General features: G+C 45.9%; 10 protein-coding genes. 9 read left to right on the top strand and 1 reads right to left on the bottom strand.

Going from position 1 to position 16,086, the window contains the following annotated elements:
• Nucleotides 1-194 precede the first annotated feature (194 nt).
• Nucleotides 195-944 carry a GntR family transcriptional regulator gene (locus IUA53_RS19075; protein ID WP_196897608.1) on the bottom strand — a complete coding sequence of 250 codons (750 nt, stop codon included), beginning with the start codon at nt 942-944 and terminating at the stop codon, nt 195-197.
• A gap of 99 nt (nt 945-1,043) precedes the next feature.
• On the opposite strand from IUA53_RS19075, the gene IUA53_RS19070 reads away from it, so the two are divergent.
• From IUA53_RS19070 to IUA53_RS19030, 9 genes are all read left to right on the top strand, one after another.
• Nucleotides 1,044-1,796: a TSUP family transporter gene (locus IUA53_RS19070; protein ID WP_196897607.1), complete on the top strand. Its 753-nt coding sequence runs from the start codon at nt 1,044-1,046 to the stop codon at nt 1,794-1,796.
• 111 nt (nt 1,797-1,907) lie between these two features.
• Nucleotides 1,908-3,974: a glycoside hydrolase family 31 protein gene (locus tag IUA53_RS19065; RefSeq protein ID WP_196897606.1), complete on the top strand. Its 2,067-nt coding sequence runs from the start codon at nt 1,908-1,910 to the stop codon at nt 3,972-3,974.
• A gap of 16 nt (nt 3,975-3,990) precedes the next feature.
• Entirely contained in the window at nt 3,991-5,718 is a 1,728-nt protein-coding gene (locus IUA53_RS19060; protein ID WP_196897605.1) for a solute:sodium symporter family transporter, read from the top strand.
• Nucleotides 5,719-6,014: 296 nt separating this feature from the next.
• Nucleotides 6,015-8,435, top strand: a complete 2,421-nt coding sequence (locus tag IUA53_RS19055) for a TonB-dependent receptor (protein ID WP_196897604.1) — start codon at nt 6,015-6,017, stop codon at nt 8,433-8,435.
• Between the two features lie 193 nt (nt 8,436-8,628).
• Nucleotides 8,629-9,660: a branched-chain amino acid aminotransferase gene (locus tag IUA53_RS19050; protein WP_269746469.1), complete on the top strand. Its 1,032-nt coding sequence runs from the start codon at nt 8,629-8,631 to the stop codon at nt 9,658-9,660.
• 192 nt (nt 9,661-9,852) lie between these two features.
• Nucleotides 9,853-11,937, top strand: coding sequence for an ABC transporter substrate-binding protein (locus IUA53_RS19045; protein WP_196897603.1), 2,085 nt, complete (start codon nt 9,853-9,855; stop codon nt 11,935-11,937).
• Nucleotides 11,938-11,955: 18 nt separating this feature from the next.
• Complete coding sequence (locus IUA53_RS19040; protein ID WP_044058426.1) at nt 11,956-12,954, top strand: LLM class flavin-dependent oxidoreductase; 999 nt, start codon at nt 11,956-11,958, stop codon at nt 12,952-12,954.
• Nucleotides 12,955-13,115: 161 nt separating this feature from the next.
• On the top strand, nt 13,116-14,138 hold the full coding sequence (locus tag IUA53_RS19035) for an ABC transporter substrate-binding protein (protein WP_196897602.1): 1,023 nt from the start codon (nt 13,116-13,118) through the stop codon (nt 14,136-14,138).
• 19 nt (nt 14,139-14,157) lie between these two features.
• Complete coding sequence (locus IUA53_RS19030) at nt 14,158-16,083, top strand: ATP-binding protein (protein ID WP_196897601.1); 1,926 nt, start codon at nt 14,158-14,160, stop codon at nt 16,081-16,083.
• The last annotated feature ends 3 nt before the right edge of the window (nt 16,084-16,086 follow it).

Raw genomic sequence — 16,086 nt, 5'->3', positions numbered from 1 at the left:
CAAAGTGTTAACAAATAGGGCTGGATCTTTTAATGGTTGCAGGGGGTCTAACCTCACCCTAATCAGCGAAAGCATGCGATAGGCGGCATTAGCAGGAGTTGCAGCTCGCGAGAGAAGCGAAGATAAAGATTAGAAAGCGGATGAGTGTGAGGCTAAAATAGTATGTGATTGCGCTTTTTCTGCAAAGTAAAAAGTTAATCTAATTCAACCTGGTAATGGTAGTGATCAGTACGACATTTGCTTTCACGGTATTCTATGAGTGTACCGTCAATCGACTCGGTGACTCGGGTAACCAGAAGTAAAGGTGTGCCTTTTTCGATATTCAGGCTTTTCGCATCACTTTTTGACGCGAGTACCGCTTTAATGCTGTCACGGGTTTTAAATACCGTTTGGTTATAGTCGGTTTGGTAAAAGTGATACAGCGTATGAGGTATATCTTCCCGCTTTTCAATATCGGCAAAAAGCTTGGCGGGTAAATATACGGCTTCGAGCATGCAGAACTCGTTATCAAGAATACGTCTGCGGTTTAGCTTAACGACTTTATCTTTAGGTGATAAAGATAGTGCCAGTTGAACAGCTTCAGATGGCTCTGCTAACGCTTTATTCAAAAGCTCGGCTTTGGGTAAGTCGGCTCCCTTTCCATCGGCTTGCAATGGAAAAAAGCGAAACAAAGCATCTTGTGCGGTGTGCTCAGATACAAATGTGCCAACACCTTGCCGGCGATTAACTATTTTGGTGTCGGTTAACAAGGTTAGGGCTTTTCTTACAGTGCCTTGGCTTACGTTAAATTCGTCGGCTAGCTTGAATTCACTTGGAAGCATTTCGCCCGGTTGCCACCTGCGTTCTACAATAAGTTGCTTAATGTACTCAGCAACCTGCTGGTAAAGAGGTTGGAAGGCAAGGCTTGGACCGCCAAGTTTGTGGTCGAATTGTGATGAAGACATGTAACCGTAACCCAATGCTTAGTTTTTGTTTTTATATCATACACAAGAGTTATAGCGCATTTTTAATATAAATCACATACATCGAAGGAATAACACGAGATGCTACTGGAAACACTCCTCCCCATGTTTGCGCTTCTTGGTTTGGCTACGCTTCTGCAAACCTTAAGCGCTTTTGGGTTTGGTCTTATGGTGGTATCGAGTTTTACCCTGTTTAATATTATGCCGCTTACCGCCACCACCTTTGTGGTGAGTTTTTTAAGTCTGTTCAACTCGGTAAGCTTAGTACTTAAAAATACCGAGCAAGTGAACAGGCGAGCATTTACGCTTTTACTCGTAAGCGGTATTCCCTTGATGGGGGTGGGTTATGCATTACTAGAATACCTTTCGGCTGGCATGGCAACCTGGCTTAACATCATCCTTGGAGTGGCGATTCTTAGTTGTTGCGGCCTTCTGCTGGCAAAACGTAAACATAGCGTACCTTCAGGTAGTGCGACCGGATTTACAATAGCGGGAGCGTTGGGCGGTTTGCTTGGGGGGCTATTTTCCACGTTTGGTCCGCCGGTGGTATTTCAATGCTATCGCCAACATTGGCCCATTCATGAAATTCGCTTTACCTTGTTGGCGGTGTTTAGCGTCACCTCGTTGCTGAGGCTAGCCATTGTGCCTTTTGGAACACTGCCTTCCGAAGAAATTTTTGTGTCGACCCTGTGCGCCGTGCCTGTTATTTTAATATTTACTCGTATTGGCCGTCTTATAGCTGCTCGCATACCCGCGTCTTTTGTTCGCTTATTAGCGCTAAGTATGCTTTCTTTAAGTGGTTTTACCCTGATTGTACGGAATGTCTCTTTTTAAAAACTTCTGTATATGTGATCGGAATTTTCATAAATTTATCATTCGTGATTGACACTCGAGTTACATTTCATTAACTTGTGTCTTATATAAGACATTAAAGGTAATGTATAAATGGGTAATGCGTTTAGTCTAATTGAACCAAATTGGAATGATATTGTGGCTGCCGACATCACAGCGCAGCCGTTTCTTGCAAACGATACCACGCTTGTGGTTCCTACCCAGTATGGCGAACTCAAGCTTTCCATTAGCGCCTTTGGAATGCGCCTTCAAGCAGGTGAAAGCCAAGATGATCAATTCAAAATGCTGTGCACGGTTCCACAAAATGAAAGGCTTACCCTTAAAGGCGATAAATCCCACAGCACGTTAACAGGGGGCGATTACCGTCTTGAGCTATATGCTTCTCCGCTGCATTTTAAACTGTACAAGAACGACACCTTAGTACAGCAGAGCGCGACGGATGGTCATTTTGTGCGCCAACATCGTCTGCCGCCTTTGGCAAAAACTGACAGTGGTTGGTTAATCAGTTTAGAACTTAACTACGACGAAGCTGTTTATGGGTTAGGTGAAAAATGGGGCAAGTTAGATAAACGGGGGCAGCTAGTACGTTCGTACAATCATGATGCGCTGGGCGTGAATGCCGAGAAATCCTACAAAAATACCCCTTATGCGTGGAGCCCTGAAGGTTGGAACCTGTTTGTGCATACCCCTGCACCCGTTACCCATGGCGTTGGCTATGCGCTTTGGTCTCAGCGCGCCTATGTGTGCCTTGTTGAAGATGCGGTGCTTGATATGTTCATTTATCACCAAGACAGCCCCGCAAAAAGTATTCACACCTATAGCCAGCTAACAGGCTTTGCCCCAACGCCTCCTACTTGGAGTCTTGGTGTTATTTTGTCAAAGGCCTACTACAAAGACGCAGAAGAACTCTTGTCGGTGGCAAGAGAAGTCCGCGAAAAAAATATGCCCTGCGATGTGATCACATTAGATGGCCGCGCTTGGCAAGATACCGATACCCGTTTTGCATTTGAGTGGGATCCAACACGCTACGCTGATCCCCAACCGGTTATTGATGAACTGAAATCCCTAGGTTTTAAAATTTGCGTATGGGAATACCCAATGATTTCAGTGAAAAACCCACTGTATAAAAAGGCCGCAGAAAAAGGCTGGTTAATTAAAGACAAGCGTACCGGCGAAGCTTATCGCTACGAGTGGGATTTAAGTCCGTTTGGTGAAGTGCTTACGCCTTTGCCTGATTCTGGCATTTTAGACTTTACTCATCCTGACGCCTACGAATTTTGGAAAACCTCGCACAAGCCATTATTTGAACTGGGTGTAGATATGATTAAGGCTGACTTTGGCGAGCAGCTAGAAGACGACAATATGGTGTCGTACAGCGGTGACACGGGCAACCGCCTGCATAATGTTTATAGCATGCTGTACAACCGCTGTGTTTACGAAGCGGCTGAAAAGTACTGTAAAACGGGGCCATTTTTGTTTAGCCGTTCAGCGTGGACGGGCAGCCAACGCTATCCATCACAATGGGGCGGCGACCCACAGGCTGATTGGCATGGTTTAGCTGCCAGTATTCGCGGTAGTTTATCATGGGGTATGTCTGGTGGGCCTTTCTTTGCTACCGATATTGGCGGTTTTTATAAAGATACCCGTGATGCAGAGCTTTATGTCCGTTGGGCGCAAGCGTCCGTATTTAGTGCCCATATGCGCCTTCATGGTATTGGCCCGCGAGAACCTTGGTCGTACGGCGATGAAGCGTCTCAAGCGGTGTTTAATGCGCTAAAACTGCGCTACCGTCTTATTCCTTATTTAAAGCAAACGGCTGAAAAAGCATCGAAGACGGGTTTGCCTGTGCAGCGCGCCATGGCACTCGCTTTCCCAGAACAGCCCGTATGCCATAGCTTTGAACAGCAATTTATGTGCGGCGATGATTTGCTCGTAGTGCCATGTGTGGTCCCTGGTGGGAAAATTAAGTACTACTTACCCGAAGGGGATTGGGTGCGATTGGGCACAGACGAAACCGTAGGTGGAGGTCAGTACAAAGAGGAATCGCTAGCCCTTGATGAAGTGGCGGTGTTTATCCGAAAAGGTAAGCAGATTGTGATGGGACCTGATGTTCAGCATACCGATATGGACATGACCAACACCCACTTTTGGCCGGCATAAGCCCTAGGAGTCGTACATGGATATCACCCTAACCCTATTATCATGCATGGCGTTTATGGCTATTGTGGCCGTAATTTCGTACATGAAAACCAAAGGCGAAGTGAATACTCAAGATGGGTATTTCCTCGCTGGGAGAGGGCTTACCGGCACCTTTATTGCTGGGTCTATGATTCTCACTAATTTGTCTGCAGAGCAACTCATCGGGCTAAACGGCTCTGCATTTGGCTATAACTTAAGCGCCATGGCATGGGAGGTCACCGCAGGTATATCCACCATCATTATGGCGTTAATTTTTCTCCCCCGATATTTGGCAGGAGCGTTTTCAACGCTCCCTGAATTTTTGCGCAACAGATTCGATGACAGCGTGCGAAGAATGACGGTGGTGCTTTTCATGGTGGGCTACTCTTTGGTCACCATTCCTTCAGTGCTGTATTCAGGCTCTATTGCTGTTCTAAGGCTATTTGATGTACCCGGGTTACTCAATATTAGCTATGAAGCGTCATTGGTCTTTACCATTATTGTTGTGGGAACCGTGGGTGCGCTCTATGCTATTTTTGGTGGTCTTAAAGCCGTGGCGGTTTCGGATACGATTAATGGTATTGGTTTGTTAATTGTAGGGCTCTTGGTGCCTGTATTGGGGTTAATCGCGCTGGGTGATGGCAGTTTCAGTCAGGGTTTATCGACCATTGCCACCACAGAAACAGAAAAGCTGAATGCCATAGGCAGTCGTGACGATCCTGTGCCTTTTGGCACCATATTTACCGGCATGATCCTCGCTAATTTGTTTTATTGGGGGACTAACCAATATGTGATTCAACGCACTCTGGGGGCTAAAAACCTCGTAGAAGGGCAAAAAGGTGTGCTTTTCTCTGGTTACTTTAAAGTGCTAGTGCCCTTTATGATGATGCTACCTGGTGTGATTGCGTATCATCTATATCAAGATGAGAACTTACAAACCATCGACTTAGCCTATCCTCATTTGGTGAAAGACGTACTACCTCAATATTTGTCTGGCTTCTTTTTGGCTGTTTTGCTGGGCGCAGTATTCAGTTCGTTCAACTCGTTACTCAATAGTGCTGCCACGCTGTTTTGTTTAGATGTTTATAAGCCTCTGAAAAAAGACAAAGTGACAGATGAGAAGCTTATTCGTGTGGCCAAAATAACCAGCTTGGTTATTGCTGTCTTATCATTTATTACGGCTCCGCTTTTAATGTTTGCCCCTGAGGGCCTGTGGCAAATTATTCGTATCTTCACCGGGTTTTATAACATTCCTGTTATTACCATTGTGTTGGTAGGCTTATTTACCAAACGGGTACCAGCTTTAGCGGCAAAAGTTGCCATTATTTTCCATGTGATTGCTTACGGATTGCTAAAATTTGTGTGGGAAGTAGACATTAACTTTATTCACATCTATGCCATCTTATTTGCCATAGAGCTCGCCATTATGCTGGTTATAGGCCGTCTGTACCCCCTGCAAACCCCCTGGCACTTTACGCCTAAAGCGGAAGTGAATATGACACCTTGGCGTTACGCTATTCCCTGCGCCATAGTGCTGGTAGGCCTGATTGTCACCCTCTATCTCATGTTCTCTCCTGTTGGGTTTGTTGGCGGCATTAGCAATCTCTTTGTTCCATCGCTTTTCGCGCTATGGAGCACCTGTTTTGTCGCTATCGGCTTTAGCCTGAAGTGGTGGCGCTTTAAATACGAGCGAGGCCTAAAGCGTCTTGCTACGCCTGGTCTATAAGTATTCGCCCCGTTTCTACGGGGCTGTACAGAAAAAACACAAAAAAATTAACATAACGTTTGCAAACTCTTTAACAATTGTTTAACTTAATAACTCTTATATAAGACATTAGACGCAAGATATCTTATATCAATAAACAAGGTTCATAAACGCACTGCGTAGCGCTGTACTCTAATTCTACGCCGCACAATAAAAACCACGCGTGATGGGCTTGCGATAAATCACCCCCTTAATAAGGCGGGAATTAACACGTGTCGTAAACCTACATGTGATAAGCGAAACACCTGGAGAACAACATGAATACAAAGCGATCAATCATAAGTAAAGCGGTCACGCTTGCTATGACGTCTGGACTGCTCGTTAGCGCCCACACCTACGCGCAAGAAGCAGAGCCTGCACAAGCGCCAGACGATGATAAGTCGTTTGAACAAATTGTCGTAACTTCACAAAAACGTGTGCAGAGCATCAGTGATGTACCGGTTGCGGTTTCCGTACTACGGGGCGACCAGATTGAATCCGCTTTCGCAAACAATGTTGAAAACCTTCAAGCGTTAGTCCCCTCTGTTAGTTTCCGAAAAGGCACCACTACTCGAAACTCCGCACTTACCGTGCGAGGCATTGGCACCATTTCTTTTAGTATTGCCGCTGAACCTAGTGTCGCTACTGTCGTGGATGGCGTCGTATTAGGGCGCTCGGGTCAAGCGTTTGCCGACCTTTACGATGTTGACCGTATTGAAGTGTTGCGAGGCCCGCAAGGTACGCTGTTTGGTAAAAATGCGTCGGCAGGTGTGGTGAATATTACTACGAAAGATCCTACACAAGAGCTAACCGGCAGCCTTTCTACTGAGTTTTATCAAGACAATGAATACCGTATGAAAGGGACGGTAAGCGGTGGCTTAACCGATGAATTATCTGCCAGTTTAACGGTCTTCCAAGGCAAGTTTGATGGCTACATAAAAAATGTCTACAACAATGAAATGGTAAATGGCTACGATCGTGAAGGGGCACGTGCGGTTGTGCTTTACGAGCCTGCAAACGATTTAACGGTTAAATTTATTAGCGAATTCTATAGCGCAGACGATGACTGCTGTGCCGATTTAGAAGGCTTGCCAAGTGGTCGTAACCCTGATTCAGAAGCTGCGCCAAATAGTGATGGCATTGTTGATGGTGTCGCTGATATCGATTTGGATCAGCGTCAAATCGATCATGATTTTGAGTCGCGAACCATCGACGATCATGCTGCGTTTTCTGTGCAAGTAGACAAAACCGTGGGTGACTATACTTACACCTCAATTACTGCACAGCGTTCGTGGGAAAATACCGAATACCGTGAGGGCGATTTCACTTCCATTGCGGGGGACAGTAACGAACCGGTATTTGGCGCACCTTTCCAATTACATGATGTGGGCCCGCAAGAGTGGAGTCAGTTTTCACAGGAGTTCCGCGTTGCATCTAACCTGTCTGGCCCCTTCAATTTCTTAGCCGGCTTGTTCTACTGGAATATGGACTCCGAGCGAAGCTTTACCCGTGACGCGAGTTGTCAAAACAATGCTGGGCAGTTAGATGCTGCATTGACCAATTATGCCGAAAACAACCTTTCCGGTGACGACTTAACAACCGCGTTATCTGATTTAGGCGCTTATGCCGATTCATTGGGTGTAAGCTGTAACGCCAATGATATTGTGTCGGCCACAGCTTACATGAGCACAGAGTTTAACAACTGGGCCTTGTACGGTGACGGGACTTACGATCTTAGCGATGACATGCGTTTAATTTTTGGATTGCGCTATACCGATGACGAAGTGTCTTACACCCACCGGCGTGTGAACAACGATGAATATGGCCGCACGGGTGTTGGCGTGCGCCCTGCTACATTAGATACTGATGCTGCAGGGAGTGTCGATGAAACCAATTTGTCTGGTCGTGTTGGAATTCAATACGATATCGCGAAAGGCCAAATGATTTACGGTACTTATTCGCAAGGCTATAAAGGTCCAGGCTTTAACGTCTATTACAACTTTAACCCCGAGAATGATGGCAGACCTATTGGGGCAGAAGAGTCGGATGCCTATGAGGTTGGTTATAAATACGCTAGCCGTGATTTACTACTAAATGTGGCTGTATTCTCCACTGATATTGAAGGCTTTCAGGCGAACAACTTTGACTGTTCTGACGGTGCCTGTATTACTCGCTTAACTAACGCGGGTAACGTCACCACCCAAGGTGTTGAACTAGACTTTATGTACAATGCGACGGACAATCTTACTCTGATTGGTGGCGTGGCTTACACCAAAGCTGAAATCGACGAGTTTAATTGCCCTGCTGAAGTAGACGCTGATGCCTGTACTGATCGCTCTGGCTTAGATGTGCCTTTCTCCCCTGACCTTAAATACTCAATATCAGCAGAGTATATTATGGAAACCGAGTATGGCTTCGACATTTACTACAATGCGTCATATATCTATACCGATGAGCAGTACTCAGACCTGCCGGGTAATACCGGCGAATTCAACGCGGCCTCGTTACTGCCTGACTACACCATGGTGAATGCTAGCGTGGGTATGTCGTTTAAAGATGATGCTTTCCGGGTGTCTTTAATCGCCAAAAACTTACTTGATGAAAGCTATGCGACGACGTATAGCGGTGATAACTTTCGCTATCAAATTCCAAGGGACGCAGACCGTTATTTTGGTGTAGCGTTTAAAGCACAGTTCTAACACGATTTTAAACCTAATCGCGCATGTTACGAGGCTGCTATCGCAAGATAGCAGCCTCGCTGCCATTCAGTCATGGCGTTGCCGATGCGCCCGTACGCATACCTTGCCAAAACCCTATCGCGAAATAATGCTTCATCATTGGACATTCTTTTAGCAATACGACCATTTTTTGGTAAACTCTCTCGTGTATTTTTTGAGTAGACGTAAACAGGAAAAACTAATGGCCGTATTCGGTACTGTATTCATGCCCACGATGGCGCTTACCCGCTTTGAAAACGATACATGGACTGAGACTGAGTTTGTCAGTGCAGACAGCATACAAATGCACCCGGGTGCCCATGTCTTGCATTACTCAAGTACCTGTTTTGAAGGTTTGAAAGCATTTAGGCACGAAGACGGCAGTATTAATATCTTCCGTATGGATAGAAATATCGAACGCTTTGCGCAAAGCAGCCGTTTACTCAACTTGCCTGAGATTGACAAAGCACAAGTTGAAAAAATGATTATCGACATCGTGTCTACGTACAGCGCTGAGGTTCCTGAGCCTCCAGGTTCTATGTATATTCGTCCCACTCACATAGGTACCGAGGCGTCTATTGGTAAAGCGGCAGCACCCTCAGCTACCTCTATGTTGTATGTGCTTTTATCGCCGGTAGGTGATTACTTCGCTGGTGGTCTAAAACCGCTGCGCTTGTTGCTTGATGAAACAGGCATGCGCTGCGCGCCACACATGGGCATGGTGAAAAGCGGTGGTAACTATGCCAGCGCACTCCCTCCTATATTGAAAGCAAAAGCAGACGTGCAAGCCGATCAAATCTTGTTTTGCCCTAACGGTGATGTACAAGAAACCGGTGCAGCTAACTTCTTACTTGTTGATGGTAACGAAATCATCACTAAAGGCTTGGATACAAGCTTTTTACACGGTGTAACGCGGGCCACTATTTTACAGCTTGCCAAAGATCACGGTATGACAGTAAGCGAACGTGATATTACTGTTGAAGAACTACTCGAGCGTGCTGCCAAGCCAAGCGCTGAGGCTGCACTATCGGGCACCGCAGCAGTGCTTACGCCAGTGGGAACCTTTATTCACAATGGAAAAGAATACCAAGTAGGTAACGGTGAAGCGGGCCCAGTGACCATGAAGCTGCGCCAAGCCCTTAATGATATTCAATGGGGTAAAGCGGAAGATAAACACAACTGGCTTGTTAAAATAAACCCCACCTAATTCATCGCTATGGCTAAACAAGCGCAAAGATGTGCCTGTTTAGCCATTTTCCAGGCGCATGGTCACACCTTCTATATCACCCAAACTACGCGATTATAGGCTTCGTCAATCTTATAGTATTTCATTTAATGTGTTGTTTTTTCGAGATTCCCGTTAATAATAGGGAAGGGTTCGAGCAGATAGAGTGGAATCATGCTACTTAGTCGTGGGCGATGCTTTAATTATGAATTTATTAACGGTCATATTTGCCTACGCGCATTGAGGCTCAGTGTATGCCCACTTTTATGGTTACTTTGTCTTAATTTGCCGGCTTTCGTTGTCGCAGAACCTCTTATATTCTCCACCTCAAACGCCAGTCCTTTCAGTTCAGAGCATAACCCTCAAGCAGGTTACGTCAATGAAATTATTCGCCGTGCGTTTGCTTCGAAATCGATTTCCACTCGATTTGAACATTATCCTCACACCCGCGCTGTTTTTATGGCTACCCAGGGAAAAACCGCAGGCGTTTTTCCTCTGCGCTCTAATCAGGCACACAAAGACAGTTTATATTACTCAAACCCCATACCGGGCACAAAAATAGGCTATTTGGTACCGGTTGCAACCCAGGTAGACACGATTCTCCCAGTCAAAAATGGCGATATTAACGCCCACTTTTTGCGTCTTGGTTTAACACGAATAGGCTATATCACTGGCGCGCCGATACCACAGGCACTGGTTGACGCAAGTAACATAGACACCATCGCGGTAAGCAGCGTTTCTTCGTTACTTGATATGTTGGCGCTTGACCGAGTAGACATGATTTTCGCAGATGAGTATTTAGTGAAAGAAACCTTGGTTAACGAACGCCCTCATTTGCAAGGGCAGTACCGTTTTATAGAAGCGCTTAATCGTGATCATCCCTTTTTCCTTGCGGTATCAAAAGACACTCCCAATGCCGCAAACATTATAGAAAGCTTTGATGAGGCATATCATGCGCTAGAAGCTAGGGGTGAAATAGAGGAAGTTTTAAAGCAATACGGTATGTATGAGGCGGCGCCTTCGTCATCATCGTTAACCGTAGGTGTGCCGGATATTAATGGCATCAAACAGGTAATACAGTATTTAAGCAGCCATGACACGCCGTTTTCACAGCTTGCAATCGATTGGAGAGTCATGGATGAAACTGTACTTAGGAAGCGCCTGCAAGGGGATGTCGCAGTGAACCAGACGAACTATGACCTGGTTATGCTTGGGAATTATGATGTGCCTATTTGGGCCAAGAAAGGCCAGTTAGCAGCGTTTGCCGATGTGCCCGAAAGCTATGATATCGATGATGTTATTGGCGCCGCGCTTACTGCCAATACGTATGAAGAGACACTTTATGCCTTACCTTTTGTAGCTGAAACCACCCTAACCTATTACCGCAAAGACTTGCTATTAAACGCGGGCCTTAATATACAGTCGCCACTGACTTACGAGCAATTGTACGCAATGGTGAAGCAGTTGCATCAGCCTGAAAAAGAGGTATATGGCATTGGCCTTAGAAGCCGCGTGGGCTGGGGGCAAAATATGGCCCTGCTTTCTGTGATGGTCAATACCTATGGTGGGCAATGGGTTAATCAACAAATGCAGCCACAAATTAACACGCGAGAGTGGCACAAGGCGGTGAGTACGTATATTGATTTGCTAGGCAACTTTGGGCCACCTAATCACCAAGATTTAGGCTGGCAAGAGAATCAGGCGCTGTTTGCCGAGGGAAAGCTTGCGTTTTTCGTGGATGCTTCCTCATTAGGTGGTAGCATTTTAAACCCCAAAACATCCAGTGTGGCGAAAAATGTCGGGGTAACACAAGCGCCTATTGGCACAGTTAAAAGGGGTTCTCAATGGTTTTGGTCTTGGAACTTTGCGGTGCCAGCAAGCAGTGAGCGTAAACAAGCTGCGCAACAACTGGCATTATGGTTAACGTCAAAAGCGTTGAATGACGCGCTAAGAGAAAACTACGGTTTATATGCAGTACTTCCTGGTACGCGTCACTCCACTTATGACGAGAGCTATCAACGGGCTATCCCATCGGCATCCTATGAGTATTCAGCGTTACGCGCACTTTCCCATACTGATACTAGTGCGTCAGCAATTGGTAAGCAGTTTGTGCCTATTGCTGAATTTACCGCAATAGGACATTTAGTGGGCGTTCAAGTGAACATGGCGCTAACGAAACAGGTATCAGTATCAGAGGCGTTGAAAACAGCGCAGTATCAAACTACCTCGGTGATGCGTCGTGCGGGGTATATCCAGTAAACCAGGTTAAGGAGTAACATGTCTCGCCCTTTCTCACTGTTAGATCTTGCCCCTATTGCAGAAGGCTCCACTATTCAAGCGGCGTTCGAACATTCGCGGCAATTAGCTAAGCAGGCTGAACACTGTGGTTATCGAAGAGTATGGTTGGCTGAGCATCACGGTATGCACGGTGTGGCCAGTTCAGCCACCGCTGTGGTGTTAAGTCACATTGCGCAAGCAACCTCCACCATCCGAATTGGGGCGGGAGGCGTGATGCTTCCTAATCATGCGCCTTTGGTGGTGGCTGAACAATTTGGAACCTTAGCCACCTTGTATCCTAATCGTGTAGATTTAGGATTAGGGCGAGCGCCGGGCACCGATATGGCTACGGCAAAAGCCCTGCGCCGAAATGGGATAGATTCGGTAGACAGTTACCCCAGTGATATTCAAGCGCTGCAGGCATATTTAGGGCAGCCTAATCCATCGCAAAAGGTAGTAGCCATACCTGGAGTAAATACTCATGTTCCTTTATGGCTGTTGGGCTCAAGCTTGTATAGTGCACAGCTTGCGGCGCAACTGGGCCTCCCTTATTCGTTTGCCTCTCACTTTGCGCCCGATCAGTTATTTGATGCCTTACATGTTTACCGGTCTATGTTTCAGCCCTCTGATCAGGTTAGCGCACCTTACGCGATGGTGGGTGTCATGGTGGTCATGGCAGACACTGAAGAAGAGGCGCAATATCTGTTTACTTCGGTTCAACAGCAATTCATTCACTTGCGCCAAGGCGCGAATAAGCCGTTTTCGAAACCGTCTGAAAACTTTAAAGAAAACTGCAGCCCAGCCGATGAAGCTATGCTAGCAAGTGTTTTACGCTATGCCATGGTGGGAACAAAAGCGTCGGTAGCTGACAAGCTAGATGGGTTTTTGCAAGCCACCCAAGCTGATGAAATTATTGTTTCTATGCCAATTCATCCTATTGAACAGCGCCTAAAAAGTGTGAAATTGTTTAGTGAGTTGATGGGAAGCTTAAACCCATAGGGTGCTTTTTCTGCCAATAGCTTGAGAATGTGGGCGGTGTTCGAGGCCACATGGCAAATATCGCCTATGCAAAATGTTTGAATAACATTATGATACGCACAGACAAGCATATTACACTTTCGACTAATATTTTTGAGCAACTCTGCCTTGGGCGTCATCCGATGAAGTGGATCCTTTTCGTTGTATTTATTACCTTTGCTAGTGTTTCTTCATTAACAAAGGCCGATGACACTGTGCTTAGAGTCGTCATCATTCAAACAAATGCCTTGCCCATCGTGATGGAATCTCAAGCCGCCTTTGAAAAAGAGCTTCGTTTTATAATGCCTGAGGCGTCTGTTGAATTTGATGTTTATGATGCTGGCGGCTCCTTCGAGGGCGCGCGCGCGGCAATAGAAGCAGCATACCAAGTGGGCGAGCCGGATCTTATTGTGTCTATCGCAACACTGGCGACCCGAGCGCTCTATCAAGCTGAGATTAGTCGTCAAACACCCAAATTATTTATGACGGTAGCCGACCCGGTCAAGGAAGGTATTGTGACTCAGTTTGATGAAACAAGCTCAGATAATATCACCGGCGAGTCTCATGTGCTGGACGCCAAGGTAAAGCTAGATATGTTGCAAGGGTTGATTGCGGCATCTGACACTGACTTACCGCTAACTATAGGGCTAATTCATACCGACTACCCTTCATCGGCGAGTTCTGTCGATAGCCTACTTGCCTTAGAAAGCGATTACGACAGTGTGAAGTTTGTGGCGATTAGTACGCCTTATGTTGATGGAGACAAAGGCTTGCCTGTTATGCGAGAAGGCATTATTAACGCCCTTGTTAAACATAAACAAAGCCGAAGCATTGATGGCTTGTGGTTGTCCACGGGGCCGCTATTGCAGGCGGAGAATCTGATTGGTGAAATCAGAAAGCAAACCCAATTATTTCCACTTTTTGCGGAAAGTATAGAGTCGGTTCAAGACGGCGCACTGCTAGGTGTGGTGTCGGACGTGAACAGCATAGGTAAGTCCGCAGCTCAACGAGCAGCGAAAATTCTTCGCGGCACACCGGCGAATCAGTTCCCGGTCTCAAGAATGAGTAAATATACCGTCGCGGTCAACGTATCTACTGCGATTAAACTGGGATTGCCAATTCCCTCTTCTTATTTGAAGTTAGCTAAAAACAACGTGTATCAGTAAGGGTTGACCAAACGTTATTATGCGAATTAAATCGAAATTATTAGCCATATACATTCCTATCTTGCTGATTGGAATGACGCTTATCGGCTATTGGGCTTACCTTACTGCCTACGAATCCGTGAGAGAGCGGGAGTATAAATTACTTACCCAAACCTTATCACTCACCTTTGTGGAGTTGGTGGAAGAGCGACATAAGCTATTGGTGGACTCAGGGTTAGAAAATGTCCCTATGTTTCGCGAAGCCTATCAAAAAGAAGTGTTTGACGAGTTAGACGCATTGCATCTTTCAACAGATAAACACTTCACGGTGAGCGAAAAAAGCACAGGGCAACTGATTTATACGTCTCAACAAAATTGGTCGCCCCTCGATATTAGTGAAGCCAATAGGCAAACGATTAATAACAAAAAAGTGGCTTTTGGCGAAACGACCATGGGAAGCGAAGAAATACTTTTCGCGTGCAGCGAGTTTTCGCCTTGGAATTGGAAACTGACGGTAAGCCAAACTACCGATGCGTTGCAAACGTCCTTATCGAACATCGCACTTCTTACGATTATTATCACCCTATTTGCCGTGGCGCTGGTAAGTGTACTTATGGGTTCGGTTACCCAGCACCTTGTTATTACCCCTATTAATAAAATCAAGAGTGCTACCAGTCGAATTGCAAAAAATCATCAAGGGATAAGTATCGATGTTAAAGGCACTGATGAACTGAGTGAGCTGGCCCGTGATGTGGAAACCATGTCGGCTGATATTCAAGATTATGTATCTCGAGCTCAAGCGGCCAATAAAGCAAAAACCGATTTCTTAGCGGTAATGAGCCATGAAATACGTACGCCGCTAAATGGCATTCAAGGGCTTGCAACACTATTGTTAGATACGGAGCTTAACGAAAAACAAAAGAAATACGCAACAGATCTAAAAGCGTCGGCCTCAATTTTAGCGAACGTAATAAACGATGTTCTCGATTTATCGAAGATAGAATCCGGTATGTCTGAAATTGATCTCATTGAGTTCAATTTAGACTCAATGTTAAGCGACTTGGTGACTTTATTAGGCACTAACGCAAGTGCCAATAATACTCGCCTTGAGTATAAGAGCCGTAATTTAGACTCAGTTATGGTGACCAGTGACCTTACCAAGCTGCGCCAAATTATTATTAACTTAATCAGCAATGCGATTAAGTTTACCCAGCAGGGCACGGTAAGCATTTCGGCCAAGCTGAAACAGGTGGCGCAGGAAGAAGCGCAAGATAATAAACTTGTGATTTCAGTGAAGGATACAGGCATTGGCATTGAGCCCGATCGTCTAGAAAGTATTTTTGAGAAATTTACCCAGTCAGACTCCTCTATTTCAAGGCGTTATGGTGGAACCGGTCTTGGCCTTGCGATTGCAAGAGAACTCGCCCAACTCTTAGGCGGCGACATTAAAGTAAGCAGTAAGGTGGGTGAGGGCTCGTGTTTTACCGTTACCGCTAATGTACGCGCTAGATCTGTAGATTTGGTAGGCACAAACGTAGATAAAGAGGCCTGCGCTGCAACGCCGGCAGTTAATCACAATTTAAATGTGTTGTTGGCGGAAGACAACGCGATTAATGCGGTAGTGGCGCAAGCGTTACTCGAGCAACTGGGCTGCAACGTGATTCATGTTGATAACGGTCTTAAGGCCAGCACTCGCGTATTAGAGGGGGATATTGATGTTGTCTTTATGGACATTCATATGCCTGTTATGGATGGGGTTGAAGCCACAAAACGTATTCGTAAGTTAGACAGTGGCGCTGCCAGCACGCCTATAATTGGTTTAACGGCAGAGGCTTTCAAAGAGCGTCACGATACCTTTATCGAAGCCGGTATGAATAATGTGGTCACTAAGCCTGTTACTATTGAAGCGCTGAAAGAGAGTTTGGTAAAACTAGAGCGAGAAAATACACTCACCTCTTCAATGTAGCGT

Source organism: Alteromonas sp. B31-7, from assembly GCF_015767655.1.
In the GTDB taxonomy this organism is placed as follows: domain Bacteria; phylum Pseudomonadota; class Gammaproteobacteria; order Enterobacterales; family Alteromonadaceae; genus Alteromonas; species Alteromonas australica.
This window is presented reverse-complemented; position numbering and strand designations above follow the sequence as displayed.